Source organism: Desulfonatronum thiodismutans (assembly GCF_000717475.1).
In the GTDB taxonomy this organism is placed as follows: Bacteria; Desulfobacterota; Desulfovibrionia; order Desulfovibrionales; family Desulfonatronaceae; genus Desulfonatronum; species Desulfonatronum thiodismutans.
Genome location: NZ_JPIK01000003.1, coordinates 1 through 24,483, shown reverse-complemented (window position 1 = coordinate 24,483; position 24,483 = coordinate 1). Strand labels below are relative to the sequence as shown.

At 58.8% G+C, this 24,483-nt stretch carries 25 protein-coding genes; 6 read left to right on the top strand and 19 right to left on the bottom strand.

What is annotated here, in order from left to right:
* Nucleotides 1-455: 455 nt before the first annotated feature.
* Nucleotides 456-1,601, bottom strand: coding sequence for a glutamate 5-kinase (gene proB / locus GY33_RS0100565; RefSeq protein ID WP_031385468.1), 1,146 nt, complete (start codon nt 1,599-1,601; stop codon nt 456-458).
* A gap of 583 nt (nt 1,602-2,184) precedes the next feature.
* On the opposite strand from proB, the gene GY33_RS0100560 reads away from it, so the two are divergent.
* Both GY33_RS0100560 and GY33_RS0100555 read left to right on the top strand, forming a co-directional pair.
* Complete coding sequence (locus GY33_RS0100560; protein ID WP_051822144.1) at nt 2,185-2,781, top strand: DUF1134 domain-containing protein; 597 nt, start codon at nt 2,185-2,187, stop codon at nt 2,779-2,781.
* 32 nt (nt 2,782-2,813) lie between these two features.
* Nucleotides 2,814-3,281: a phosphatidylglycerophosphatase A family protein gene (locus GY33_RS0100555; RefSeq protein ID WP_031385466.1), complete on the top strand. Its 468-nt coding sequence runs from the start codon at nt 2,814-2,816 to the stop codon at nt 3,279-3,281.
* Between the two features lie 115 nt (nt 3,282-3,396).
* Here GY33_RS0100555 and pal read toward each other — a convergent pair whose 3' ends face one another.
* The 15 genes from pal to GY33_RS0100475 all read right to left on the bottom strand — a co-directional run bounded on the left by pal (nt 3,397) and on the right by GY33_RS0100475 (nt 15,195).
* Nucleotides 3,397-3,972 (bottom strand): peptidoglycan-associated lipoprotein Pal, encoded by a 576-nt coding sequence (gene pal, locus GY33_RS0100550; RefSeq protein ID WP_031385465.1) that lies wholly within the window; start codon nt 3,970-3,972, stop codon nt 3,397-3,399.
* Nucleotides 3,973-4,011: 39 nt separating this feature from the next.
* Nucleotides 4,012-5,343, bottom strand: a complete 1,332-nt coding sequence (locus GY33_RS0100545; RefSeq protein WP_200874814.1) for a PD40 domain-containing protein — start codon at nt 5,341-5,343, stop codon at nt 4,012-4,014.
* 6 nt (nt 5,344-5,349) lie between these two features.
* A complete protein-coding gene (locus tag GY33_RS18840; protein WP_235185423.1) occupies nt 5,350-6,240 on the bottom strand; it encodes an energy transducer TonB in 891 nt (296 codons plus the stop codon).
* 37 nt (nt 6,241-6,277) lie between these two features.
* Nucleotides 6,278-6,688 (bottom strand): ExbD/TolR family protein, encoded by a 411-nt coding sequence (locus tag GY33_RS0100535; protein ID WP_031385462.1) that lies wholly within the window; start codon nt 6,686-6,688, stop codon nt 6,278-6,280.
* 26 nt (nt 6,689-6,714) lie between these two features.
* A complete protein-coding gene (locus GY33_RS0100530; RefSeq protein ID WP_051822142.1) occupies nt 6,715-7,449 on the bottom strand; it encodes a MotA/TolQ/ExbB proton channel family protein in 735 nt (244 codons plus the stop codon).
* A gap of 93 nt (nt 7,450-7,542) precedes the next feature.
* Complete coding sequence (locus GY33_RS0100520; protein ID WP_031385460.1) at nt 7,543-8,286, bottom strand: SIR2 family NAD-dependent protein deacylase; 744 nt, start codon at nt 8,284-8,286, stop codon at nt 7,543-7,545.
* A gap of 116 nt (nt 8,287-8,402) precedes the next feature.
* Entirely contained in the window at nt 8,403-9,059 is a 657-nt protein-coding gene (locus GY33_RS0100515) for a histidinol phosphate phosphatase domain-containing protein (protein ID WP_031385459.1), read from the bottom strand.
* A 7-nt stretch (nt 9,060-9,066) separates the two neighbouring features.
* Nucleotides 9,067-9,561: a bifunctional nuclease family protein gene (locus GY33_RS0100510; protein ID WP_031385458.1), complete on the bottom strand. Its 495-nt coding sequence runs from the start codon at nt 9,559-9,561 to the stop codon at nt 9,067-9,069.
* Complete coding sequence (gene miaB / locus GY33_RS0100505) at nt 9,558-10,922, bottom strand: tRNA (N6-isopentenyl adenosine(37)-C2)-methylthiotransferase MiaB (protein WP_031385457.1); 1,365 nt, start codon at nt 10,920-10,922, stop codon at nt 9,558-9,560. Before miaB ends, GY33_RS0100510 begins: the two co-directional genes overlap by 4 nt.
* Nucleotides 10,919-11,500, bottom strand: a complete 582-nt coding sequence (locus tag GY33_RS0100500; protein ID WP_031385456.1) for an adenylyl-sulfate kinase — start codon at nt 11,498-11,500, stop codon at nt 10,919-10,921. Before GY33_RS0100500 ends, miaB begins: the two co-directional genes overlap by 4 nt.
* A gap of 34 nt (nt 11,501-11,534) precedes the next feature.
* On the bottom strand, nt 11,535-12,641 hold the full coding sequence (locus tag GY33_RS0100495; RefSeq protein WP_031385455.1) for a phosphotransferase family protein: 1,107 nt from the start codon (nt 12,639-12,641) through the stop codon (nt 11,535-11,537).
* 141 nt (nt 12,642-12,782) lie between these two features.
* Complete coding sequence (locus GY33_RS0100490; RefSeq protein ID WP_031385454.1) at nt 12,783-13,709, bottom strand: carbohydrate kinase family protein; 927 nt, start codon at nt 13,707-13,709, stop codon at nt 12,783-12,785.
* A 123-nt stretch (nt 13,710-13,832) separates the two neighbouring features.
* Nucleotides 13,833-14,159 carry a divalent-cation tolerance protein CutA gene (cutA, locus tag GY33_RS0100485; protein WP_031385453.1) on the bottom strand — a complete coding sequence of 109 codons (327 nt, stop codon included), beginning with the start codon at nt 14,157-14,159 and terminating at the stop codon, nt 13,833-13,835.
* 11 nt (nt 14,160-14,170) lie between these two features.
* Nucleotides 14,171-14,452 (bottom strand): hypothetical protein, encoded by a 282-nt coding sequence (locus GY33_RS0100480; protein ID WP_031385452.1) that lies wholly within the window; start codon nt 14,450-14,452, stop codon nt 14,171-14,173.
* Nucleotides 14,453-14,730: 278 nt separating this feature from the next.
* A complete protein-coding gene (locus tag GY33_RS0100475; protein ID WP_084184696.1) occupies nt 14,731-15,195 on the bottom strand; it encodes a MarR family winged helix-turn-helix transcriptional regulator in 465 nt (154 codons plus the stop codon).
* A gap of 270 nt (nt 15,196-15,465) precedes the next feature.
* Between GY33_RS0100475 and GY33_RS0100470 the strand changes: the two genes are divergently transcribed.
* The 3 genes from GY33_RS0100470 to GY33_RS0100460 all read left to right on the top strand — a co-directional run bounded on the left by GY33_RS0100470 (nt 15,466) and on the right by GY33_RS0100460 (nt 21,232).
* Nucleotides 15,466-16,791: an OmpP1/FadL family transporter gene (locus GY33_RS0100470; RefSeq protein WP_051822140.1), complete on the top strand. Its 1,326-nt coding sequence runs from the start codon at nt 15,466-15,468 to the stop codon at nt 16,789-16,791.
* A 596-nt stretch (nt 16,792-17,387) separates the two neighbouring features.
* Entirely contained in the window at nt 17,388-18,221 is an 834-nt protein-coding gene (locus tag GY33_RS0100465; RefSeq protein WP_031385449.1) for a response regulator, read from the top strand.
* Nucleotides 18,222-18,451: 230 nt separating this feature from the next.
* Nucleotides 18,452-21,232: a response regulator gene (locus GY33_RS0100460; RefSeq protein ID WP_084184694.1), complete on the top strand. Its 2,781-nt coding sequence runs from the start codon at nt 18,452-18,454 to the stop codon at nt 21,230-21,232.
* On the opposite strand, the gene rnk is transcribed toward GY33_RS0100460, so the two are convergent.
* Entirely contained in the window at nt 21,220-21,633 is a 414-nt protein-coding gene (rnk, locus tag GY33_RS0100455; protein WP_031385447.1) for a nucleoside diphosphate kinase regulator, read from the bottom strand. The two genes, GY33_RS0100460 and rnk, sit on opposite strands and share 13 nt — an antisense overlap.
* Nucleotides 21,634-21,803: 170 nt before the next feature.
* Between rnk and GY33_RS0100450 the strand changes: the two genes are divergently transcribed.
* Nucleotides 21,804-23,396, top strand: coding sequence for an FMN-binding glutamate synthase family protein (locus tag GY33_RS0100450; RefSeq protein ID WP_031385446.1), 1,593 nt, complete (start codon nt 21,804-21,806; stop codon nt 23,394-23,396).
* A 115-nt stretch (nt 23,397-23,511) separates the two neighbouring features.
* Here GY33_RS0100450 and vapC read toward each other — a convergent pair whose 3' ends face one another.
* Entirely contained in the window at nt 23,512-23,910 is a 399-nt protein-coding gene (vapC, locus tag GY33_RS0100445; protein WP_031385445.1) for a type II toxin-antitoxin system tRNA(fMet)-specific endonuclease VapC, read from the bottom strand.
* Nucleotides 23,910-24,176, bottom strand: coding sequence for an antitoxin (locus GY33_RS0100440; RefSeq protein ID WP_051822139.1), 267 nt, complete (start codon nt 24,174-24,176; stop codon nt 23,910-23,912). Before GY33_RS0100440 ends, vapC begins: the two co-directional genes overlap by 1 nt.
* Between the last annotated feature and the right edge of the window lie 307 nt (nt 24,177-24,483).

Below are 24,483 nucleotides of genomic sequence, written 5' to 3'. Positions count from 1 at the left end.
TTTCATTGTCAAAGAACTCAAACGCCGCTTCGCGACCCAACCACCGTCGCTCGCGGCGAAGAGGCAGGTTCTATAGAACCACCCCTCACCTGTCAACAACTTTTTTCTCGAAGTAAATAAATATTTTTTCTCATTAAAAAACAAAGCATTGCAGAAGTGAAGCTGGAAAGCGCCTCATCCCAACAACTGATCAAAAGAGCTGGAAACAGCCAATCATAATCAAAAAACATCACTAATTAAAGAAGATAGGTAACTATTCAGCACACATTGCGTGCTCTTCCTGCGGCCACCGGGGTCGGGGTCGGAACAGGAAGATTCTTGAACGCATCGCAACGTTTTCGATCCCGATCCCGATACCGACTCCGACCCCGGCAACGGAAACGGCATTACTATGTGCTGAGTAGTAACGAAGATAGGAGCTATACACGGGCCAGTTGCTTCCCGAAGAGGTAAAATCAGCTCGCGACATTCATGAGCATATTGTCGCGATGAACTGCCTCGGAGTAAAGACACTGACCCAAAATCCCAGCGATCTCAGCACTTTTCCGCCCCATTATCCGCTTCAACTCCGCCGCTTTGTAGTTGGACAAGCCGACTCCCAGCGATTGTCCTTTAGAATCCATGATCCGCACCAAGGCCCCAGCGCCGAAGTTGCCTTCAATATGGCTGATCCCGGCGGGCAAGAGGCTTTTACCTCCTTGCCGCAAGGCGTTTGCCGCTCCCTGATCCACCCAGATCTCCCCATCCGGTTCCTGGTTGTAGGCCATCCAGAACTTGCGTCGGGATATGCTCTTTTCCTGGGGCATCACCCAGGTTCCCAGCATATCGCCGTCAAATACTTTTTCCAGGGAGAACTTCTCCTTTCCAGATACGATCAAGGTCGGCACGCCCAGTTGCGCCGCCCGTTTGGCGGCCAGGAGCTTGCTGTACATCCCCCCGGACCCCGCCCCGGTCTTCCCGCGGCACAACGCCGAGGGCTCCAGGGCCAGGATGTCCGGAATGCAATCCAGGCATCGGGCCTTGGGATTCTCGTCCGGATTGTCCTCGAAAACGCCCAACGCTGAGGTCAAATTAATGAACAAATCCGCTTCAACCATGTTCAGCAGCAAACTGGCCAAGCTGTCATTGTCGCCGAATTTCAGCTCCTGGACAGCCACGGAGTCGTTTTCATTCACTATGGGTATGGCCCGCCAGGTCAGCAGGGTCTGAAACGTATGTCGAGCGTTCAGAAACCGCGTCCGACTTCGAAGGTCGTCCTTGGTCAGTAAAATCTGGGCGGTGACCTTCCCGAACCGTTCGAAAGCCTCGTCATAGGCGTGCATCAACCGGCTTTGCCCTATGGCCGCGGCGGCCTGCTTTTCTGGCAAATGGCCATCCAGGCACAAACTCGAAATCACGCGCCTTCCCGCGGCTACGGCCCCGGAGGAAACCAGGATCAAGTCCAATCCCCGGTCATGCAGGGACGACATTTGATCGGCCAGTCGCGAAACCACTCGCAGGTCCAGCCCTTGGTCAGAGGTCAGTACGGCACTGCCGACCTTGATCAATACACGTCGCGCCTTCTCCAAAACCTGTCGACGATGCGTCACCCAATCGTTCATTATCCATTATCCTTTTAATTATTGCTTGTTTACAAACGGATCACGTCCTGACTGATCATCCTCGCCCCTCAAAAAATCTCGAGCTCTCGATATCGCAGTACACCAATAAATCGATAATTGCTCAAAAAGATCAGGCAATCTATCACCGGGGGGCCGTGCCGCCTGGATAGCGGAACGCGCCGGCCTGCGCCGGTATGACGGAATGGAGTGACGCATTGGCGAGTTCTTTCGGTCGTCACCCCGGCGCAGGCCGGGGTCCAGATGGTTTCGTGTGGTTCTATTCCCGGAGTTATTGAGCAGTTACCAAAACCGTCAGTTGGCGATATCATCCACGGGCATCAATACCGAACCGACGGCTGCCTAAAACGAAGTAAGCGTGTCTCCTACACGTAAATCGATAGCCCGAAGCCGTTATAGAAACAAGCCTACCTGCTGTGACCGCCCATGTGGTCCGGTAAAAAGCAATCACCTTGATCACGTCTGCCATTCCAAGTAATGTTATCTATACCAAACATCGTTTGAAGAATGGTCCGGCAAGAAACATCACCCTGACCCCAAAAAACGAGCAACCCGGAGACAACTTATGAACACCTTTCGGCACATGATCGTCGTCATAGGGCTGACGGCTTGGTTCTGCTCCTTCCTAACCCTGACCCAGGCCATGGCTCAAGTCTCCCCTGAAATGGAAAACGAATCCCAGACTTTCAGCAGGGAAGAAATCAGCAATCAGGTGGAGGGCTTTTTCGAAGGGACCACCCAAGGATTGGCAAGCATCCTGAACAGAATTTTCGCGGAGCAGGGTCGTCCAACCGGATTCATCAAGGGCGACGAGGCCGGAGGGGCCTTGGTGGTCGGGCTGCGCTACGGCAAGGGCCAGTTGCAGTTGAAGGGCCAAGAACCTGTTGACGTGTACTGGCAAGGACCGTCCATGGGCTTTGATATTGGACTGCATGCCGCAAAGGTCTTCACCCTGGTCTACAACCTGACCGACCCCAACCTGATCTTCCAGCGTTTTCCCGGGGTGGACGGAAGTGTCTACGTCCTTGGCGGATTCAGCATGAACTATCAGAAAAGTAATGAAATCGTCCTCGCGCCCATCCGCACCGGCGTCGGCATGCGCCTGGGCGCCAGCGTGGGCTACCTGCACTACACCAGACGGGAACACATCAATCCATTCTGAGCCGGACACCATTTAGCAGGATAGCCTTCCCCATGCCCGCATTTCTCGACCGTGTCGCCTCGACCATCGCCACCCTCGGACCGTTCGGCCTTCTGCCCAAGGCTCCGGGCACATGGGGCTCACTGGCCGCGGTGATCGCGGCCCCCTGGCTGTTCATGCCGCTGTCTTTTTCCCTGCGCGTACTCGTGCTTGCGGGTGTATTGGTGGTCGGGACCTGGGCCGCGGCTAGGGCGGAGCGTTTGTTCGGACGCAAGGATCCCGGATGCGTGGTGGTGGACGAACTATTGGGGCAATGGCTGACCCTGCTGCCCTTTGCCGCGCTGACAGCCCCTCAACTTGTTGCGGGCTTCTTGTTCTTCCGCGTCGCGGACATTCTCAAGCCCTGGCCGGTTCGCACGGTGGAACGACGAGTTCCCGGAGGGCTGGGGGTGATGCTCGACGACGCGGTGGCCGCGGTTCCGGCGACGGCCCTGCTCTGGGGTGTGGTCGCACTGACATAGTCTCAATGCGAACAGGGTCGGCACAGATATTCGTCCCTATGCCGAATAAAAAACGCCGCCGGGCAAGCCCGGCGGCGTTTTTTATTCATGATCGGTTCGAGAACCTCTCACATCCCTACATATCGAGAATCCGGAACTGAGCGCGGCGGTTCTGAGCCCAGGCGGTTTCATTGCTGGCCGGATTCAAGGGGCGTTCCTTGCCGTAGCTGACGATCTGCAGCCGATTGGGGCTGATGCCCAAAAGGACCAGGAACTCATACGCGGCACGGGCGCGGCGCTCACCCAAAGCCAGGTTGTACTCGGAGGTGCCTCGTTCGTCGGTATGGCCCTCGATCAGCAGACGGATATCCGGGTTCTGCTTCAACAACTCGGCCTTGGTCTGCAAGACTTCCCGAGCATCCGGACGCAGGTCGTATCTGTCAAAGTCAAAGTGAATCATGTTCGCGGTGATCATTTCCGCCACTTGGCCCAACCGGGCCCGTTCCGCTTCGGAACGTTCCCTGGCCAAACGCTCTTCAGCCAGTTGCTGTTCCCGCAGCCTGGCTTCTTCCCGCAACCTCGCTTCTTCAGCGGCCTGTTCGGCGCTGACGCCCACAGGGCTCGAATCAACCTGCTTCTTGGCGCAACCGGCCCCAAAGGCCAGCATAATGGCCAGGATCAGCCCCAAACCAACAACCCAATTTCCCCTCATACCTTTTCTCCTTAAAAAACTGTTGATGAAAAAAACGCATCACGGTTGCCGCGCCCAGGCCGGCGACGCGAACTCTCCCTCGCCCAGGGGCACCATCCGGGCCTCGTCGCCGTTCCGGGTGGTCAGATAAATCTTGTACTCCCCACTCCGATTGGAACTGAATGCAATAAAATAACTATCCGGTGCCCAAGCCGGACTGACATCATTTCTTGGCCCAAAAGTCAACTGCCGTTCCCTCCCCGTAAGCAGGTCGTGCATAAAAATTCTATGCCCCTCGCTGGTTTGGCGAGAAAAAACCACCAGTCGCCCATCCGGGCTGAGGCTGGGATTCGTGTTGTAGGTACCCTCGTAGGTCACCCTGCGGGACTCCCCGGAGGCCGTGTCCACAACGAAAATATGCGGATTTCCGAGTCTGCTGGAGACATAGGCCATTTTCGAGCCCGTGGCGTCGAAACTCGGCGAAATATCAATGGCCCAGCTCTGAACCACCCTCGGCCCCATGCGCAGATCTTCGGAAAGCTGATAAATATTCGGACTGCCTTCCGGATTCAGACTGACGAAAATATTGCCTCTGTGGTCGAATACCGGAGAAATCACACTGTTCCCAGGAAGTTGAACGCGTCGAACGTCCCCGCTTTCCTTGTCCAGAACCCCGAGGTAATGCCGACCATCGTTGATCAGGGTGAACACCAGTCGTCGCCCGTCTCTGGACCAGGCCGGGCTCATGCTGATGCCTCCCAGGCTGGTCAACTGTCGCATCCCCTGGCCCAAAGGGGAAGAAGCCCAAAGTTCCTTGTTCTCTCCGTGAGTCCGAACCACCGCCAAAGTGGAGCGGAAAAAATCCCCCTGCCCGGTCAGTTCCGCCATCAGGTCCGCGCAAAACCTGGCCGCGATCTCGGGCAGGTCCGCCGGGGTCGCGCCGGAGTAGGCCTTACCCAGAATCAGGCGCTGCTCAAAGGTTTCGAAGACCCGCAGTTCCACCGGACCGCTGGGACCGCCCCATCCGGCGGTGAGCACGAGATCGACCCGTTCCAGACGAAACCGTCGGAAATCCACGTCCTGGGCCGTGACTCCGGGCAGCACGTCCCCACCCAGGATACGGCTCCCCGGAACCAACCGCAAAAACGGCATGAATCCAAGATAATCCTCCAGGTAGCCGGCCAGAGTCTCGGCTTCGGCCGGCGGCTGTTGCCCAGCGGCCAGCCCCAGGGGCTTGGCCATGACCATGTTCAGTTGGGATTGCCCCGGCCCGAAGATATCGATGCTCAAGGTCTGTTGCGCGCCAACGTTTCGGGTCGGAAACGTCACGCACAACAGAATCAGCAAAACCAACGCCAAGCGTCGGAAGATCGTTCCATGAAAAAAATGCATATTTGATTACAACTCCTGAAGATTGAACGTAATTCGAATGGTGCGCAAATCAGGGCGAGGCGGAGGCGGTAGTTGCCCGGTCTCTTCCACGGCCCGCTCTATGGAGGCGTCGAAGCCGGAATGCCCGGAGGAGCGTACAACGCGGCTGCCCAGAACACGACCATCCCGGTCCAGGGAAATATCCAGCACCGCGCTGAGATCCTGTCGCGACGCCCCCTTGGGAAACCGCCACTGGGCCTTGACCCGACTCTCCACCATCTGGGCGTAGACCTCCATCAGCCCTCCGTAGCCAGTCCCGGCTTGCCCATCCGCGCCGCCAGGGCCGGTGGCCCCGCTTTGCCGCAAGCCAGCCAAGGCCTGATCCCGTGCATCAGGCTGGGCACGTTGCGCCACATCCCGCTGCACGGAACCGAGGGCTTCGGCCATGATTTGCTCCCGGGTTGGTTCGGTCCGCGCGGGCTGGCGGGGCGGCTCTGGAGGTTTGGGAGGACTCGGAGCAGGCTTGGGCGGTTCCGGCTTTGGCTTTGGTTTAGGTTCAGGTTTTGGTGCCGGTTTGGGTTCCGGGGTCGGCTTGGGAGGCTCCGGGATGGGAACTTCGGCCTTGGGTTGCGGAGGCGGCGGGGCAGGAGGCGCAACCTCCGGCTTGGGCGCGGGCTTTGGTTGTTCCTGGGCCGCCGGGGTCGGCTTCACGGGAGCCGGCGCGGAAGGCGCCAGTGGAGCCGGACGACCGGGAGCGGGAGGATCAAGGCGAACCAAGTCAACCTGATAGACCACGGGCTTGCTCAGATCGACCCGGATCTGCTTGCTGGAGGACAGCTGAAACAGACCGATGCCTACCACCCCGATATGCAGGAGCACGGACAGTCCGAAGACAAGTATATGCGTAGGAGTGCCCAAATGTTACCTCGCTGATCGAATCCGAGACGAACGGGCCTCAGGGCTCCCGAGGTTCGGATTCGGCCACGATGCCCAGTCGTTCGACGCCGGCCTCGCGGGCTTCGGCCATCACCTGGACCACCAGCCCGTAGGGCACATCCTTGTCCGCGCGCAGATAGAGAATCCTGTCCCGAGTCTGGATCAAGCGCTCGACATGCTCACCCAACTCGCCCAAAGCCACCTCGTATTGATCCAAAAAAATGGAGCCGTCACTTCGGATGGTCAAGACCAGAGTATCTTCGTCTTGCGGTAGAGTCTGTACGGTTCGGGTCTGGGGCAGGTCCACCTCCAACCCTTCGGTCATGAAGGGGGCCGTGACCATGAAAATCACCAGCAACACGAGCATGACATCGACGAACGGGACCACGTTCATCTGGTCCATGTATCCTTGACCGGTATGGCTTTCCATTCGACTTTCTCCTTGCCCGGCAGCGCCTAGATTTCTCTCTCCACCAGCCCGTTCTCTTCGGGTTCCAACTGTCCGGAAACCCAGGGCAGCTCACGCTGGACCCGATTCAGAAACGCCCCGGCGAAGTTGATCAGCTCCACCTCGATGCTGCCCAGCATTCCCCGAAAGAAATTGTAGGCCACGGATGCGGGGATGGCCACGGCCAGGCCGATGGCCGTGGCCACCAGCGCTTCGGACAACCCGGGAGCCACGGTGGCCAGGGATGCGCTGCCCATCTGCCCGATGGCATAGAAGGAATGCATGATCCCCCAGACCGTGCCGAACAGTCCGATGAATGGGGCCGAACTGGCGCAGGTGGCCAGAAACGAGAGCGAGGAGGCCAGGTTTCGCATGGTACTGCTGACGTTCTGGCGCAACACGCGACGCAGATTGTCCATGGCGATCTTGCTCTTCTGGGCCGCGGGCATGGTGGCCCCTTCCAGCCGCTTCAACTCTGCCACTGCCTGATAGGCCAGGGGGTAGAGCGGTGAATCCGCGCCGCGAGCCAGGATATGAACCGCTGACCCCAGATCCGGAGCGCTCTGAAAGCGCTTGAAGTCAACCAGGGCCTGCTGCTTGGCCCGGCGCAGTATCATGATCTTGTAGAAAATGATGCTCCAGCTGGCCAGGGACATGCCCACCAAGAGCAGCATCACCAGTTGCACCACGATGGTCGCTTGGCGGACCAGATCCCAAATGCCGGTTTGCGGAAGAAGCTCCATGAATGAATATCCTGTATCTGTTTGTGATTATTGATGTCGTTTTGTACGCCGCTCAAGTCCGGTTCACAATTCCAGCTCCTGACTTCTAACTCCTCACCCCAGCCGCTCCGCCAACTCCGGCAAGCATGCCTCAGCCGGCAAGTCCAGACGTACATCGGCCAGATCGCCGTAGCTGGTCGGCCCTAGGTTGATCTCCACCACTCGACCGCCTCCGGCCTTGACCTGATAAGGGATGATGTTGGCCGGGGCAACGTCGCCGGAGGTGCCGATGATCACCGCCAGATCGGCCCGGTTGCTCCAGCGCTGGCTTTCGGTCAAGGCCGCCTGGGGAATGGCCTCGCCGAAAAAGACCAACGTTGGGCGGATCACCTCGCCGCAGGCCTCGCACAACCAGGGCAGGTCCGTCATGGTCAAATCCTGAGCCGCCTCGGCGGGATAATCGCGTCGGCAAGCGTTGCAATAAAAACCGCGACAGTTACCGTGAAACTCAATCACATTGCGCGTTCCGGCCTGCTGGTGCAATCCGTCGATGTTCTGGGTGATCACCATGTCCAACCGTCCGGCCTGTTCCAGCCGGGTCAAGGCCAGGTGGGCCGGGTTGGGCGAGGCGTTGCCGAACATGGTCAAGGCGTCCAGGAGAAACTCCCAGACCGCCTTGGGGTTGCGTTCCAGGCCCCAGGTGCTGGCCACCACGTTAGCGTCAAAACGGGACCACAGCCCGCCTGGACTGCGAAAATCCGGAATCCCGCTGGGCACGGAAATCCCGGCCCCGGTCAACGCCACCACCCGATGCGCGGAGCGCCAGAGGTCGGCTGCCTGGTCGATGAGATTGGACATGTTTGATTTGAGAGGTTCAGCGGTTCACGGTTCAGGGGTTCACGGTTGGCGATTTCGCGTGCACAAGTAAACTCCATGCATTCAAGTCTCAGCCCTCAGGTTTCAGGTCTCAACCCTCACCCCTTCCGCCTTCCCCTTTCCACCAAAGCCCACGAATTGGCCTCAGCTTGCAGATACTCGTCCTGGCTCAAGCCGGCACCCAGGGCGACGCGGCGGCGTTGGTCGCGGGAGATCAGGTCTCCGGGGGCGTGGGCGTCGTTGTTGATCACCAGTTTCGCACCGAAGCGACGGGCCAGGGCAGCCACGTGGCCGTTGGTCAGGCTGTGGCCCTTGCGGGTGGTGATCTCCAGGTGCACGCCCCGCTCGGCGGCCAGTTGGGCCTCCTCGGGTGTGATCAGCCCGGGGTGGGCCAGGATGTCCACTCCGGCCTCAATGGCCGCCAGGTTCGTGCCCATTTCCACGGGTTCGACTATGGTTTCGCCGTGGACGACCACCAGTTGGGCTCCGTTCATCCGTGCCGAATCCGCCAGCCGGGAAATCAATCCTGGAGGCACGTGGGTCAATTCCACGCCCAGCAGGATATCCAGCCCAAAATACGCCGCTCCCTGCGCGGCCACGCGACCCACGTTTTCCAGGACCAGAAACAGATTGCTGGCATCCACGTGGTCGGTGAAGGCCAAGGCCTGGTATCCGGCGGCCTTGGCCCGGCGGGCCAGTTCACCAGGCAGCAAGGCTCCGTCGCTGAACAGGGTGTGGGTGTGCAGATCAATCATAAGCAAATCACATCTTGTATTTGGTGTCGTCAATAGTGTATTTTTCCAGAATTTCATTCCACTGCTGGGCGTCTTCGGTCTTCAGGACCGCCTGGTAGCGATTTTCGCGCACCTCCACGATATGGGCCAGGACTTCCTCGCTGACCCGAATCGGCACCTGGGCCCGCAAGCCCAGGGCGATGGCGTCCGAGGGCCGACAGTCGATCCGCTTCAAGGCTTCCCCCTGAAGCACTTCGATTTCCGCGAAATACGTATTGTCGTGCAGCCGGACCACGTCCACGTTGCGCACCTCGCCGCCCAGGGCCTCAATAGCCTGGAGCAGCAGGTCGTGGGTCATGGGTCGGGGCAGGCGCACGTCGTTGAGGACCATGGAGATGGCCACGGCTTCCATGGCCCCGATCCAGATGGGCAAAACTTGTTTATCCGTCTTGTCCTTGAGGATCAGCACGGGAACCTGACTTTCCTCATCCAGGGCCAGTCCGTAGATGTGCATTTCAATCATCCGTCCTCCTCCATGCATCCCCAGAGCGAATGCTTTTTGGCCTCCCGGATCCGCACCGGAACGACGTCCCCGATCAGGCGCCGGGGGGCCTCCGACGGCACGGGAAAATTCACGGTCTGCCCGAATTCATCCCGCCCGCGACAACTGGGCAGGTCTTCCGACGTCTTCTTGCTCTCGCCTTCCACCAGCACCTCGACCCGAGCGCCGACCATCCGGCCCAGCCACTGCTCGGACAGTTCGGCCTGTACATCCTGCAACACCCGCAACCGCTCGGCCTTCACGTCCCGCTCCAGTTTGCCGTCCATGTTCGCGGCCCGTGTTCCGGGACGGTCCGAATAGACGAAAGAAAAACTGCTCGCAAAACCCACACGGCGCATGGCGTCCAGGGTGAGTTGGAAATCCCGGTCCGTTTCGCCGGGAAAGCCGACGATCAGGTCCGTGGTCAGGGCGATTTCTGGGCGAGCCCGGCGCAGTCCTTCGACCAAGTCAAGATAGTGATCCAGTGTATATTTTCGGCCCATGGCCCGCAATACCGCATCCGAACCGGACTGGAGAGGCAGGTGCAGGTGGGGGCATAGATTCGGGTGACGGCCAAAAGCGGCAATGGTTTCCGGGGAAAGATCCTTGGGATGGGAGGTGGTGAAGCGCAGCCGTCGCAGCCCGGGCAGCGAGGCAATGGCGTCCAGCAAGGCTGGAAACCCAGGTTCGTCGACTGTTCCCGCACTCTTGGAATCAAGTCCATAGCTGTTCACGTTCTGGCCCAGCAGGGTGATTTCACGAACGCCTCGGTCCACCAGGCCCCGGCATTCGTCGAGAATCGAACCGCTGGACCTGGAGCGCTGACGCCCCCTGGTCAGAGGGACGATGCAGTAGGCGCAAAAATTGTCACACCCCTGCATGATGGTGACGTAAGCCTGGCGTTGAACTCCCGGTTCCGCAAGAGCGGCATCCCGCTCGGGGAAGGATTGCGTGAAATCCAGAAAGGACAGCCGTAAATCAGGTTCACGGGTCAAGCGGGCCAGGGCGTCCGGGACCATGGGCAGCCCGTCCGGCCCGAAAATCAAACGGACGTACGGGAACCGCGCGAAAAAGGCCTCCCCCACCTGCTGGGCCACGCAACCACCCACGGCCACGAGCAGTTCGGGATTGCGCAGCCACAGATCCCGCAGTCGCCCCAGATGACTGTAAACCTTCTGCTCCGGCTTCTCCCGCACGCTGCACGTATTCAGAATCAGGACATCGGCGTCCGTTTCCGTACCCTGGGCCCAGCCCAAAGCTTCCAAAGACGTCCCGAGCCACCGGGAGTCATGGACGTTCATCTGGCAACCGAAAGTCGTGATATGAAATTGCTTGGCACTCATTTCAACCAGTTCTCCAAAAAGCTCAGCACGTGGTCCCTGGCCTGGTCGATGGTCAAGGCCGCGCCGTCTACCACGCATTCCGCGCCGGGATTCTCTTCAAAGGGCACATCCACCCCGATCACCTGCCCCAAACCGGGATGCTCGTGGCCGGTGCGGCGCCGATCAAGGGCTTTTTCGTACAGCCCGGCCATGACCAGCCCTTCGGGCCGCTCCCGTTCCCGGGCCATGGCAACATCCAGTGGACAGCGGATAAAAACTTCGGCGAATCGCCGAATCCGGGTCCGAGCCGCGCCCCGGACCGCCAAGCGATGGGCCGTAGCATCCATGAGCACGCCATGGCCCTGATCCACCAGGTCGGAAGCTTCCTGGATAAAACGATCGTAGGCCCGGTTGCGTTCTTCAGGGGAATATGTCGGGTTGGGAAAATAGATTTTCCGCCGAGCGTCCATTTCCAGGTGAACGACCAACGCCCCCCGCTCCTCCAAAGCACGGCGAACAGCCTTGGCCAGGGTACTCTTCCCGCAACCGGGTAACCCAGTGAACCATAGGGCCCAGCCGTTGGAGCGAGAAATGTTCATGAAATCCACGGGACCGGGGGGGGCCGGGCACGACTCAGCCCATATAGTCGTTGATCCGGTCATAGGCAAAGCGCTTGTCGGCCAGTACGTTCTCCATGAACCGGAACAGCCCGAGGCGCACTTCGAGAGGGTGGCCGGGGTACCATTCCGGGGAGGCGATGACCAGGGCGCGAAAGACGTGAAACGGAGCGATCACTTCCAGCATTTCCCGGTCATTGGTCAGGTCCAGATAGGTGTCCCAAAAAGTCCGGTACAGCCGTTCGAAGTCGCCGGAGAGCCGGGGTTGGTCGTACAGGCCGAAAAGCAGGTAGTTGCAGCTCATGGTCGAGACGTCGTCCGCCGCGTCGCCCCATTCACCCCGGCTGCGGTCCAGGACCCGAAAGTCACCGTCGGGCTGGATCAGCACGTTCCAGGGATGGAAGTCGCCGTGGACCGCGGCCAGGCGGTGCGCATAACCGCGAAGCTTCCAGCGCCAGTCCACCAGTCGCCGTTCCAGGGTCTGAAAGCGCTCCGGCAGAAAATGTTCATATGGATGCGGATAAGAATCCACCAGCCCGAAAATGCACTCCGATGCGCCGATCAGATTCCGGATCCGCCGCCAGTACAGGTCCGGGTCATCCTTCTTTTGGCCATGCACCCCGGCCAGCCACCGGGCAAAAGCCTCGGCCTTGGCCAGGTCCCCGTGTTCCAAACCGCTGTGGCGAATCCGCTCCAGGTCCCGGTAATAGTCGTAGCCCTGGACCATCTCATTGACCATGAAAAATTCCTGGGGCTCTCGCACCGGAATCATCGCGCCGTCACGGTTCACATAGCCCAGCCCCAAAGGACGGACATGCTTGTCCATCAGTCCCCCGGCCTCGTACTGGAACATCAGGATCGCGGCCCGATCCCAGTAAAACTGGTGTCCGTACTTGTCCCCGCGCATGGTGGAAAGCACTGCTTCCTTGGTCTCTCCAGCCTGTTCGAAGCGGATGTAAACCGGCTTGCCGTACCCGAAGTCCTTCATGCCCTGGGTTCCCTGTGCACCCATTTCCCGCGCTTCCAGGAGGTGGGCGTCCGGGCCGAACTGATCCCGCAGATACTGTCGCAAATAATCCAGATGCATCTGCAGGGCCGGGCGTTTCTGATTGCGCATGGGCATGGGAACCTCCCGTGGGATGTCGGTTGACGAGCCGAAGGTCAGGGTAACTACAAGAAAAACAATGCTTCTTTGCCCCCCTCTCCCCTGGGGAGAGGGTCAGAGGGCGATTTCGGGGCAGCTTTCATCCCGAAAACCGGCTCATCAGAAGTTTTCCGCATACCTGGCCCAGAACTCGTCCACGGTGAAGCGATGCTCCTGGGTCCCGTGATGTTCCACGGCATAGGCAGCGCTGGTCAGGGCAACCTTGGCGGCCTCGGTCACGGCCCGGCCCTCCACCAAGCCCTTGATCAGCCCGGCCCGGAAACAATCCCCGGCTCCGGTGGGATCGACCACCTTGGAAACCTTGGCAGCGGCCAGCCGGGTTTCTTCACCGGGCCGAAGCACCACGCAGCCCTGCTCGCCCAGGGTGGTGATGATGGTCTTGACCCGGCTAAGCAGCTCGGCCCGATCCGCACCGGTGTTCTTCATGATCATCTCCAACTCGTAGTCGTTGGAAATGAGGATTTCCGCGCCGGTGAGCATCTCCAACATTTGCTCGCCGGAAAAGGCCGGAATGTTCTGGCCCGGATCGAAAATGTAACGCACGCCCTTTTCGCGGTAGACCCGGCAGTACTCGGCCATGTCCTGAAGATTGCCCGGAGCGACGACTGCCAGGGCGTCCTGAGGGACCACCGTCGAAAAGTCGTACTCCGAGGAATAATTCATGGCCGCGGGATTGAACCCGGTAATCTGGTTGTCCGACTGATCCGTGGTGATATAGGCCGAGGCGGTCAGCTCGTCGGGAATGATCCGGATGCCCGTTTGATCCATCTCCAGTTCCTCCAGCCACTGGGCGTAGCCGGCGAAATCCTTGCCGCCCGCCGAGGCCAGAATCCGGGGCTTTTCTCCCAACAGGCCCAGGGTGTAGGCGATGTTTCCGGCCGTGCCACCGAATTTCTCGTTCACGCCGTTGACCAAGAAACAGACGTTCAGAATATGAATCTTGTCCGGCATGATATGGTCGGCAAAGCGGCCGGGAAAGGGCATGATGCGGTCATAGGCGATGGACCCGGAAACGAGAATCTGCATGATAGCCTCGTGGTGCGTGTTGAAAGATGAACGGAAATACCACCGACGCCTCGGCGCGGTGAACCTAATGTCGACGACAGGCCGGGAGACGTCCTGCTGTTTAGTTCCTCTTGGGAAAAAGCTCTATCCAGCCGCGGAAGCGGTTTCCCGTCCGATCCAGTCAAGAAAAGGCTGATGGCCGTCGGTAATGGGCCAGGAGACGATGCATGGGCAGTCGTAGGAGTGAACGACCTGGACCCGCTCGGCCAAGGCGGGCAGCAGTTCGGCCCTGGTTTTGGCCAGGACCACCACTTCGCCGCCTTCCTCGACCTTTCCTTCCCACCAATAAAGGGTTTGCATGTGATCCAGGATGTTCACGCAGGCCGCCAGACGGTTGGAAATCAGCTCGTGGGCGATGGTCTTGGCCTGGTCCATGGATTCCGCGGTCATGTAGACCATGATTGGCTGCATGGTCGTCTCCTTTACATATCGGCCAAATGGTCCAACACGGCGTTACGTTCGGCGTCGTTGAGCAGACCGGTACGTTTGCCCTCCATCCGCTCCACGGTCCGTTCCCACCAAGCCCGGTCCTGCCCGGCGCGGCGCTCCACGCGCATCAGATCATGGCATTGCGTACAGCGCTCCTTGACCAGGGCCGCGCCGTCCAAGGCTTCACCTACTGCCTTAGTGGATACGGCAACCGTTACGGCGATCAACAAAAAACCAGCCATGGAAAATCCAATTGTTGCTCTGAGCTTGTTCATTTTGTTTCTCCTTGACAATGTGAATCGACCTTATGGAAGACTGCGCATGCGGATTCGCCAATCGAAATCGTCACGCCTGATCGCATCTGAACCGCAAAAACGGGAACAAAAATCAGGCTATGAGCTTTCGGAAGAGAAAGCAATGCAGGCCATGAGAGGTCCCCAAACTCAAGAGTATCCCGCCTCATCAATGAAGAGTCTTTTCCAGAAAAGGGATAACCACGGGCTGGGTTACATGTCGCTCATCTGCATTATAGTAGGGGCGCAGCGCACGGTGGCTAAGAAGCGTCGTTCAGGTTGGCATAGATCAATGACAAGACTTCCTTGAACTCTTCGACTTGCTTCTCGCTCAGGCCGCGATAGGCACGCTCGGCCAGTTGCCCGGCGACGCCCAAGATCCCCTCGCGCAGAGCCCGGCCTTCAGCGGTTAGGAATATCCGGCTGCATCGGCGGTCGTGTTCATCGCGCTGGCGCACCACCAACCGGCGGCGTTCCAGACCGTCGAGGATGCGGGTCATGTTGGTCATGTCTTTGAAGGTGGTCGAGGCCAGTTCGCGCTGCACTCCGCCCTCGTGGCTCCAAAGCCGCCACAGGACCACGCACTGCTCCGGGGTCACAGAATAACCCTGCTCCTCCAGCAGACGGTGAAACTCTTTTTTAATGCGCAACGCCGCCCTGTTGACCAGAAATCCGGGAGAGTCCTCCAAGTCCATTTGCAACATCTTCTCCATCCATGAAGTCATTTAGTTGTCACTCCAATTATTGGTTGACTTTTTCCAGACCCGACAACATAGGCAGGCCTGTTGATGTATAGGCCGGGATCACCGCGTTCTGAAAACTCAAAGAATGATCGCGAACGTGCCCTGCTTCGCCTCCAACTCCGCCGAAAACCATTTTCCTCTCCGGAGAATAAAAGGTCCCGCGGCACGGGGGCATTGCTCGGCGATAAAAGCATTGGGCGCGGCCGCGGCGATGATCCATTTCCAGAATTGGCAACCGCAACAGGAGGACGTATGGCACGCACCGATGATTCGCAACGCTTCGGCATCACTCGAAGCCGCGCCCGTGGAGGGTACCCGGGACGCTACCTTGGGATATCCATTTTTTTAGCCCTCGGCCTTGTCCTGATTATGGGGCTGGTCGGCGTTGGCCCGGCCTACGGGGCGGGTTTCGCCCTTTACGAATTCGGGGCACGGGGGACATCCATGGGGGGAACCATGATCGGGCGGGCGGACGATCCATCGGCCGTGGCCTACAACCCCGCGGGCATCACTCAGCTTGAGGGAACCCAGACCATGGTCGGCTTCTCCCTGGTGATGCCCGAAGGAGATATTGAAACTCCCGGCAATACCACCAGCATCAAGAGCAATACCTGGATCCCGCCCCATGCCTACGTCACCCGCCAGATGAGCGACAAAATCTGGCTGGGCCTGGGCATTTACAACAGGTTCGGCCTGGGAACCGAGTTCCCGGAAGGCTGGCCGGGTGAGTACAATAACCTTTTTACACGTGTCAAATCACTCTCCTTCAATCCGAACCTGGCCTATAAACTGACCGATTCCGTCTCCGTGGCCGTGGGCGCGGAGGTGATGTGGTTCGATTTTTACCAGAAGCGCATGGTCGGCCAAGCCCTGGGCGGCATGCGCGCCGAACTCGAAGGGGACTCCTGGGGCGTTGGTGGAAACATCGCCCTGCACTACAAGCCCAATGACACGTGGGCCCTGGGCCTGACCTACAAAAGCCGGGTCAAGCAGACCATCAAGGGCGACGCCTCGTTCAAACGCAACCCCACGGCCATGGCCCTGGGCTACTTCAACAACACCTCCGCCGAGGGCGACATCACCCTGCCCGACTCCTTCGGGCTCGGCATCATGTTCCGGCCTTTTGAAAAGCTGAGCCTGGAAGCCAACGCCATCTACACCCTCTGGAGCACCTACGACAAACTGGAAATCACCTACGGCGACGCCCTGACCCCGGGATCGTCCCTGGGCGACAACAAGGTTTCCTCGTCTCAAAAAAATTGGAACGATGTCTGGCGCTTTCAGTTCGGCGCGGAATACGACCTGACCGACCTGATCAAGCTCCGGCTCGGCTATGTCTACGATCAGATTCCGGACGACGACGAATTCGCCGACTATATGACCCCCACCAACGACCGGAACATCATCACCACCGGCCTCGGCCTGGCCTGGGACAACCTCAGCGTGGACTTCTCCTATTCCTATCTCTGGTTCGGCGAACGCAGCATCAAGGGCCGGCCGGCCGACGGCGTGCTGGACAGCACGTTCAAGGACGGACGCACCCATCTGATCGGAACGAGCCTGAGCTACCGCTTCTAATCCCGCTTGCTTCAGGGCCCGGCGCACACCATCGCGCCGGGCCCGATTCCTCCCCTCCCCCGCGCAAAAAACCATCAGTTCCGGTCATTCTTGACCTTGCCCGCGATCCCTGCAAAAGATGCTTCGTCCCGGCTTCACGGCGTTCCTCGAACCCAAACCGTGATCTGTTGTACCACCAAACCGCGAACGACTGGGAGCCCCCATGCCGAAAGGCTTATCGCCGACGACTCCATGTTTCAACGTTTTTCCCTGTCCAAGGCGGTCAAGGGCCTCGGATACGAGGTTATCCGAAGCCAAGAACGGCCAAGAAGTCTGCCTAAGCCGACAGTTCCTACGCGAAAACCTATGGAGGCGCCGAACTGGGGCTCTCCCTGTGTCGACATTGAGTGAAGCTGATGGGCGGGAGCATGTCGTTCCAAAGCATCATCGGCCAGGGCTGTGCGTTTTCCTTCGTCATTCCTTTACATGACGCCGCGCTCCAGACACCGGAACCACCTTCCATCGGACCTACGGCTTTCGACATGACACAACCAGCTTCGCACTCGCCAGAGTCTCCTTCCTCTACGACGACCGCGTTGCCCGGGACGTCCGCAACAATGGACCAGCTTGGCGAGCACCCTTCAGCCCATATCCTGGTCGCCGAGGACGTGGACATCAACCAGCAATACCTCGCCTTTCTTTTGGGGCAGCACGGATACAGCTTCGACCTGGTTTCCAGCGGGGTCGAGGCCGTTGATGCCTTCCAAGGAAAAACCTACGACATTATTCTCATGGACATCCAGATGCCGGAGATGGACGGCCTGGAAGCCACGACCCGCATCCGCACCCTGGAGCGGGACCATGGCTTGCCGCGCACGCCGATTATCGCCCTCACCGCCTATATCCTGCCCGAGGAGCGAGAATTTTTCCTGAGCAAAGGCATGGACGGCTTCTCGCCCAAACCGATCCAGGGCGACCAGCTTCATGCCGAAATCCAGCGCTTGCTGCCGACACGGCCCCCGGAGACACGCCCAGCCGCTTTTACAGCCTCCTCCAACGAGCCTCCGCGGACAACGCCGATTTCCGATCCCGATCCTTGCCTTGACTCCCGACCGGTCTACAACCTTCAGGACGTCAAGCGACGATTTATGGGCAATGACAAACTGTGGCAAACAATTGCCATGGGCTTTTACCAGGAAGAGCTGCCCGAATACCTGGAACAGATCCATCCCCTGCTCCATGACCCGGACCTTCAGCAAACGGCCCGGCTGGCCCACAAGATCAAAGGCGCGCTGGGTACGCTCTGCGCCGACCCGGCCCGGGACGCGGCCCTGACCGTGGAAAAGGCCGCGAAAAGCGGGAATGTTCCGGAAACGAAAAACGGTCTGCATCTGCTCCTCGCGGAGTTGAAACGCATCCCTGAGGCCCCGGAAACCGCTAAATCAGCATAACCATCTAAAAAAGACTATTCACCATCATACGATCATAAAATGGACTGGATACCCGCCTTCGCGGGTATGACTGACTCGGAGACGGCAGTGAAAAACACGTCATTCCCGCGAAGGCGGGAATCCAGCGCCGAAATGAGGCTCTAACCAGGATGTACTGAGTAGCCACAAAAATTGTCTGCAATGTCGCATAGCCACATCAGCCTTCACCCTGCTGCTTCCCAGCCGAAATAATGACGAACGAAAGAAATACTCCTTGCATCGTGCTGGTCAACGACGACCAGGCCCAACTGACGATCATGACCAACCTGCTGCGCATGGAAGGGCTGCGGGTCCGTCCCTTCTCCTCGGCGGAGGAGGCCTTGCAAGGCATGGCCGATGATCCTCCGCCGGATTTGATCCTGACCGACCTGTACATGCCCCTGATTGACGGATGGCGCTTCTGTCGTCTGCTGCGCTCTCCTGATTACCCGGATTACAACACCGTCCCGCTGATGGTGGCCTCGGCGACCTTCTCAGGCGAGGAAGCCGCGCGGGTCACCGTTGAAACCGGGGCCGACGCTTTCGAGCCCATCCCCCTAAACATCCCCCGTTTTCTGAAAACGGTCCGCGACCTGCTCCGAGGGCACAAACAACCACTGGACCGCCTGGTCCTGATCATCGAAGACAGCCGCTCCATGGCTCTCCTGTTGCAAAGCGAGTTTGCCGCCCGAGGATACCGGGCCCATGTGGCCCTGACCGCGGCAGCCGGACGCGAGCTGTTTCACAATCTGCCCTTCGAGCTGGTGATCCTGGATTACCATTTGCCCGACCAACTCGGCGACTCGGTCCTGGAAGAGTTCATGAGCCATCGACCGGAAACGGTGTGCATCGTGATCACCAGCGATTCCAAACCGGAAATCGCCCTGAAATGCACCCGCAAAGGGGCCGCGGCCTATGTGCGCAAGCCCTTCAGCCCGGACTACCTTATTGATCTCTGCACCAATGCTCGAAGGGAGCGGGCCCTGTTGCGGGTCGAGGAACGCCTGGAGGAACGCACCCAGGAGTTGCGAAAAAGCGAAGCCCGCTACCGGTCCGTGCTGGAAAACATCCTGGACGTCTATTATCGCACGGACGCCCAGGGGAACATCACCTTGGCCAGCCCATCGGCCCTCCCCTTGTTCGGATGCTCCAGCCTGGAAGAAATCATCGGTCGTCCGGCAGCCTCGTTTTATCTACACCCGGAGGAGCGGCAAGGACTACTGCTGGCCCTGAAACGCCAGGGCGAGGTTCTAGATTACGAGGTCACCCTGAAACGCCGGGACGGCGCCCCGGTCCATGTTTCCACCAACAGCCGACTGTATATCGACGACGAAGGCAACGTACTCGGAGTGGAAGGAACGTTTCGGGACATCACGAAGCGCAAACAGGCCGAAGCCGCCCAGGCCAAGGCGGAGAGCAAATACAAGGAGCTGTTCGACAACGCGCCGGTGGCCGTCTTTCAGGCCACGTCGGATGGACGGTTTCTGCGGGTCAACCCGATGTATGCCGAGCTTGTAGGCTACGGCTCACCTCAAGAAATGCTGGACACGATCACGGACATCGCGACCCAGCTCTACGCCGATCCCGCGGACCGAGAGGCTTACAAGCAGGAACTTGAGCGCTGCGGCATGGTCAAGAATTACAAGGTGCGGCTGAAACGCCGCGACGGAACGCCGATTTGGGTTTCCATGAACACCAAGGCTGTTCGGGACCAGGATGGGACCTTGATTTCCTACGACGGCTTTCTCAGCGATATCTCCCAGGAAAAGGAGTTGGAGGAGCAGTTACGCCAAGCCCAGAAGATCGAGGCCCTGGGCACCCTGGCCGGAGGCATGGCTCACGATTTCAACAACATCCTCCAGGCCGTGGGCGGCATGGCCCAGCTCATGCTGAACCGAAAAACCAAAGAAGACGAAGACTACCTGGGCCTGCTGAGCATCCACAAGGCCTGCAACCGGGGCGCGGAGCTGATCCGCCAGCTTCTGGCCTACAGCAGGAAAACTCCGGGCAACCATCGTCCCATGGACCTGAACCGGGAAATCACGGAAGCAGTAGCCGTTCTCCAACGGACCATCCCCAAGATGATCGACATCCGCGTCCATTTAGCCCCGGATCTGAGGCCGATCCTGGCCGACCCGCTTCAGATCGAGCAGATCATTTTCAACCTCGGCACCAATGCCGCCGACGCCATGGCCGGATTCGGCACCCTGACGATCACAACCCAAAACATCCCGGATGAAGACGCCTCCCCGTCATCCGCGACGGGTACTGTCCGCCTGTTGGTCACGGACACCGGCACCGGCATGGACCAGGACACGGCCCAGAAAATTTTCGACCCTTTCTTCACCACCAAGGAAGTGGACAAAGGTACCGGACTGGGGCTGGCTTCGGTCTACGGCACGGTTCAAAGCCACGGCGGGCGCATCACCTGCATCACCACGCCGGGCGGCGGAACGACCTTTGTCATCGACTTCCCGGCCACGGACCAACCCACGGACCACGTTCAGCCCCTCTCGGCCGAACCAATCCCCGCTCCATCGAAGTCCATCCAACAAATTGACGCCCCGGACAGCGCCGACTCCCCCCAAACCAGAATTCTCGTCGTGGACGACGACGATCTGGTCAGGGAAACCACAGTGGAAGGCCTGCGCCTGCAAGGATACGCGGTGGAGGAGGTCTCCCGCGGAGAGCAAGCCTTGGACCGGATTCAGGCCGACCCGGAAGCGTTCCATCTCGTGGTCCTGGATCTGAACATGCCGGGCATAGGCGGCCTGAAAACCTTGAATGTCCTTTTGAAGCTGGACCCGAAGCTCCGGGTCCTGATCGTCAGCGGCTACGTTGCCGACGGCCATGGCTCCAGCGTTCTCGCCACCGGAGCCGCGGGATTCCTGGGCAAACCGTTCCATCTTCAGGCCCTGGCGGAAACGGTTCGCGAGATACTTGCGCAAGACACTTCCGAGGCATCCGCCGACCCGGTTCACTACGTGCGATAATCTCCGGAACGCTCTGGCTGGAAGATCACGTCCACGATCGATACACGCATCATTCCGCCTCCGGGTCGCGGCCATTCGATTTCATCTCCCTGGGTCAGCCCCAGCAAGGCGCTGCCCACCGGGGCCAGAATCGAAATTTTTTGGCCCTGGGAATCCTCACTGCCCGGATAGACCAGAGTCATGACGAACTCCTCTCCTGAAGGCTCCACCCGAAACTTCACGGTGGAGTTCATGGTCACCACGGTTCCGGGGACCTCCTCCGGCGCGACGATCTTGGCCCGCTCCAATTCCGCCTCCAGTTCGGCCATGCCGGGAAACGAGTTCGATGAAAGCGAGTCCAGCAACATCTCCAGCCGCTTGGCATCCACAGACGATACGATGATATTTGGTTTTTTCCGCACGATTCCCTCTCGTTGATCAGAATGGTTGGTGTATCCGGCAAAGGCCATCAAGCCCATATTTCTTGAAAAGGCAAGCCGAGGGAGATTTCCTCTCCCCCTTGCCTTTCCTCCCTACATTAATGTAGGAAATCCGGGCTTGTCCGCACTAATGTCTTTTTTTGGAGGAAAACATGAATCTGAACAAACCCAATGCCAACGAAGCCACCCAGAGCTTCAACCGCTCCAAGAGCGTCGTGGCCATGAGCGGAATCTGTACCCGCTGCGTGGACGGTTGCCGGGGCAATTGTGAAATTTTCAAGTCCACGTTTCGCGGCCGCGAAGTGATCTATCCCGGACCGTTCGGCAAGGTCACGGCCGGCGGGGACAAGGATTATCCCCTGGACTACTCCCATCTGAACATCCAGGGCTACGCCATGGGCGCCAAGGGCATGCCCGAAGGCGTGGAGCCCGGACCGGATACGGCCCTGTTTCCCAAGGTGGACACCCGCACCGAATACGGCTGGAACTCCAAGACCGCCATGGAGGTGCCGATTTTCACCGGAGCGCTGGGCTCAACGGAAATTGCCCGGGCCAACTGGGAGCACTTCGCCATAGGCGCGGCCATCAGCGGCATCAGCCTGGTCTGCGGCGAGAATGTCTGCGGCATCGACCCCGGCCTGGAGTTGAACAGTTCCAACATGGTCGTCAAGTCCCCGGAAATGGCCCGACGCATTGAGGTTTATCGTCGCTATCACCGCGGGTTCGGGGAAATGCTGGTCCAGATGAACGTGGAGGACGGGCGCCTGGGCGTGGCCGAATACCTGATCGACACGCACGGCCAGGAATCCATTGAGCTGAAATGGGGCCAGGGCGCCAAGTCCATCGGCGGCGAGATCATGGTCCACAGCCTGGAGCGGGCCCTGGAACTGCAACGTCGGGGCTACATCGTCACCCCGGACCCGTCCGATCCGGTCAACCAGGCGGCCTTCAACTCCGGCGGCATTAAGGAGTTCGAACGGCACAGCCGCCTGGGCTTTATTTCCGAGGAATCCTTCATGGCCGAGGTGGCGCGACTGCGCAAGCTGGGCTACAAGCGGATCACCCTGAAGACCGGGGCCTACGGCATGCGCGAGCTGGCTCTGGCCATGCGCTGGAGCAGCAAGGCGGAAATCGACCTGCTGACCATCGACGGCGCACCCGGAGGCACGGGCATGAGCCCCTGGCGGATGATGGCCGAATGGGGCGTGCCCAGCCTGTACCTGCACACGGCGGCCTACAAGTTCGCCAAGCATCTGGAAGGACGCGGCCTGCGCGTGCCCGACCTGGCCTTTGCCGGAGCCTTTTCCAGCGAGGACGGCATTTTCAAGGCCTTGGCCCTGGGCGCTCCGTACACCAAGGCGGTCTGCATGGGCCGGGCTCTGATGATCCCGGGCATGGTGGGCAAGAACATCGCCAAGTGGATGAACGAAAACGACCTGCCCAAAACCGTTTCGGCCTACGGGACCACCCCGGAGGAAATTTTCACCGACTATTCCAAGGTCAAGGATCTGGTAGGCGCGGACGAAATGCCCAACATCCCCCTGGGCGCGGTGGGCATCTACAGCTACTGCGACCGGATCAGGGTCGGCCTGCAACAACTCATGGCCGGAGCCCGCTGCTTCAACCTGGCTTCCGTCACCCGCAATGAACTGATGTCCCTGACCGAGGAATGCGCCAAACTCACCGGCATCCCCTACGTCATGGACGCGTACCTGGACGAGGCCATGGAGATTTTGAACAGCTGAGCAGCCTTGGCAGCCATACGAAACACAAAAGGGCGCACCATGGTGCGCCCTTTTTTTCTCGTCCTGACGTTTTCAACGGCCTTTCACGGGCGATGTCTCTGAGGCGGCCCCTGATTCACGCAACCCAATTTTCGATAACCAAACCAGACACCCTCTTGAATTCACGAACATTTCTGGTGACGAGGACGGCTCCTAAAAAACGTGCATGAGCGGCAATCAGCAAGTCATTGGCTCCAATAATCATGCCGCTCGCTTCCAGTTGCGTACGTATCTCCCCATAAACGTCCGCGGCTTGAAAAGGCCAGTCCCAAAGCTGACATAAGGCGATGAAGTCAGAGAGTGCTTTTGCATTTTGCTCTTTTTGTTCACTTTTTTTCACCCCATATGCAAGTTCAGCAAAAACGATCCCGGATATGCCCACATTTTGAACCGAAATAGTGCGGAGCTTGTTTCTTGTGACTGCGTCGCCCTTCATCACGGCAATGCAAATATTGGTATCAAGCATGTACCGCATCAGAAATCCTCGCGAATATCCATGGGAGGTTCGTGAATCTCTTCCGGAAAATCATTGTCGAGAAGATGTCCCGTGGCAAAATATTCATCCCATGTTCCCACTTTTGGGCTGAGGATAATGTCCTCGCCATGCTTGCGGATGAAGACTTCTTTGGCCATAATTCGGAAATCACCAGGAAGGCTGATCGTCTGGTTGACGCCATCGAAAAAAACCTGCGCAATGTGTAGATCGGAAATCTTTTGAGAGGCAAGTAATCTGTTTTGCATGACTGTCACCTTGCTTTGTGGAATGAGCTATTTTGGATTTCCCAATTTTTCGAGATGTATTCAGCATAACAGCGCTTATACTCAACTTTCGGGGTTCCTGTTACAGTCTGACTAAATGTCAATATGTTGAAACTTAAGAGGGATTTTGCTTGAAAGATCCTTTCTCACTGTTTAGAATGTAACTTCTTCACGGTAACAATACAAAACAGGAGAAAGGATCAAATGCAAATTAACTATTTTCAATTCGACGGTCAAGACGAAACACAGTATTCAAATCGGCTCAAAAAGTTTTGCTCTGAATTCAATT

What these genes read in the sequence shown, in the direction of transcription:
- proB (WP_031385468.1), bottom strand. Translation starts at nt 1,601, where the DNA reads ATGAACGATTGGGTGACGCATCGTCGACAGGTTTTGGAGAAGGCGCGA.
- GY33_RS0100560 (WP_051822144.1), top strand. Translation starts at nt 2,185, where the DNA reads ATGAACACCTTTCGGCACATGATCGTCGTCATAGGGCTGACGGCTTGG.
- GY33_RS0100555 (WP_031385466.1), top strand. Translation starts at nt 2,814, where the DNA reads ATGCCCGCATTTCTCGACCGTGTCGCCTCGACCATCGCCACCCTCGGA.
- pal (WP_031385465.1), bottom strand. Translation starts at nt 3,972, where the DNA reads ATGAGGGGAAATTGGGTTGTTGGTTTGGGGCTGATCCTGGCCATTATG.
- GY33_RS0100545 (WP_200874814.1), bottom strand. Translation starts at nt 5,343, where the DNA reads ATGCATTTTTTTCATGGAACGATCTTCCGACGCTTGGCGTTGGTTTTG.
- GY33_RS0100535 (WP_031385462.1), bottom strand. Translation starts at nt 6,688, where the DNA reads ATGGAAAGCCATACCGGTCAAGGATACATGGACCAGATGAACGTGGTC.
- GY33_RS0100530 (WP_051822142.1), bottom strand. Translation starts at nt 7,449, where the DNA reads ATGGAGCTTCTTCCGCAAACCGGCATTTGGGATCTGGTCCGCCAAGCG.
- GY33_RS0100520 (WP_031385460.1), bottom strand. Translation starts at nt 8,286, where the DNA reads ATGTCCAATCTCATCGACCAGGCAGCCGACCTCTGGCGCTCCGCGCAT.
- GY33_RS0100515 (WP_031385459.1), bottom strand. Translation starts at nt 9,059, where the DNA reads ATGATTGATCTGCACACCCACACCCTGTTCAGCGACGGAGCCTTGCTG.
- GY33_RS0100510 (WP_031385458.1), bottom strand. Translation starts at nt 9,561, where the DNA reads ATGATTGAAATGCACATCTACGGACTGGCCCTGGATGAGGAAAGTCAG.
- miaB (WP_031385457.1), bottom strand. Translation starts at nt 10,922, where the DNA reads ATGAGTGCCAAGCAATTTCATATCACGACTTTCGGTTGCCAGATGAAC.
- GY33_RS0100500 (WP_031385456.1), bottom strand. Translation starts at nt 11,500, where the DNA reads ATGAACATTTCTCGCTCCAACGGCTGGGCCCTATGGTTCACTGGGTTA.
- GY33_RS0100495 (WP_031385455.1), bottom strand. Translation starts at nt 12,641, where the DNA reads ATGCCCATGCGCAATCAGAAACGCCCGGCCCTGCAGATGCATCTGGAT.
- GY33_RS0100490 (WP_031385454.1), bottom strand. Translation starts at nt 13,709, where the DNA reads ATGCAGATTCTCGTTTCCGGGTCCATCGCCTATGACCGCATCATGCCC.
- cutA (WP_031385453.1), bottom strand. Translation starts at nt 14,159, where the DNA reads ATGCAGCCAATCATGGTCTACATGACCGCGGAATCCATGGACCAGGCC.
- GY33_RS0100480 (WP_031385452.1), bottom strand. Translation starts at nt 14,452, where the DNA reads ATGAACAAGCTCAGAGCAACAATTGGATTTTCCATGGCTGGTTTTTTG.
- GY33_RS0100475 (WP_084184696.1), bottom strand. Translation starts at nt 15,195, where the DNA reads ATGACTTCATGGATGGAGAAGATGTTGCAAATGGACTTGGAGGACTCT.
- GY33_RS0100470 (WP_051822140.1), top strand. Translation starts at nt 15,466, where the DNA reads ATGGCACGCACCGATGATTCGCAACGCTTCGGCATCACTCGAAGCCGC.
- GY33_RS0100465 (WP_031385449.1), top strand. Translation starts at nt 17,388, where the DNA reads ATGGACCAGCTTGGCGAGCACCCTTCAGCCCATATCCTGGTCGCCGAG.
- GY33_RS0100460 (WP_084184694.1), top strand. Translation starts at nt 18,452, where the DNA reads ATGACGAACGAAAGAAATACTCCTTGCATCGTGCTGGTCAACGACGAC.
- GY33_RS0100450 (WP_031385446.1), top strand. Translation starts at nt 21,804, where the DNA reads ATGAATCTGAACAAACCCAATGCCAACGAAGCCACCCAGAGCTTCAAC.
- vapC (WP_031385445.1), bottom strand. Translation starts at nt 23,910, where the DNA reads ATGCGGTACATGCTTGATACCAATATTTGCATTGCCGTGATGAAGGGC.
- GY33_RS0100440 (WP_051822139.1), bottom strand. Translation starts at nt 24,176, where the DNA reads ATGCAAAACAGATTACTTGCCTCTCAAAAGATTTCCGATCTACACATT.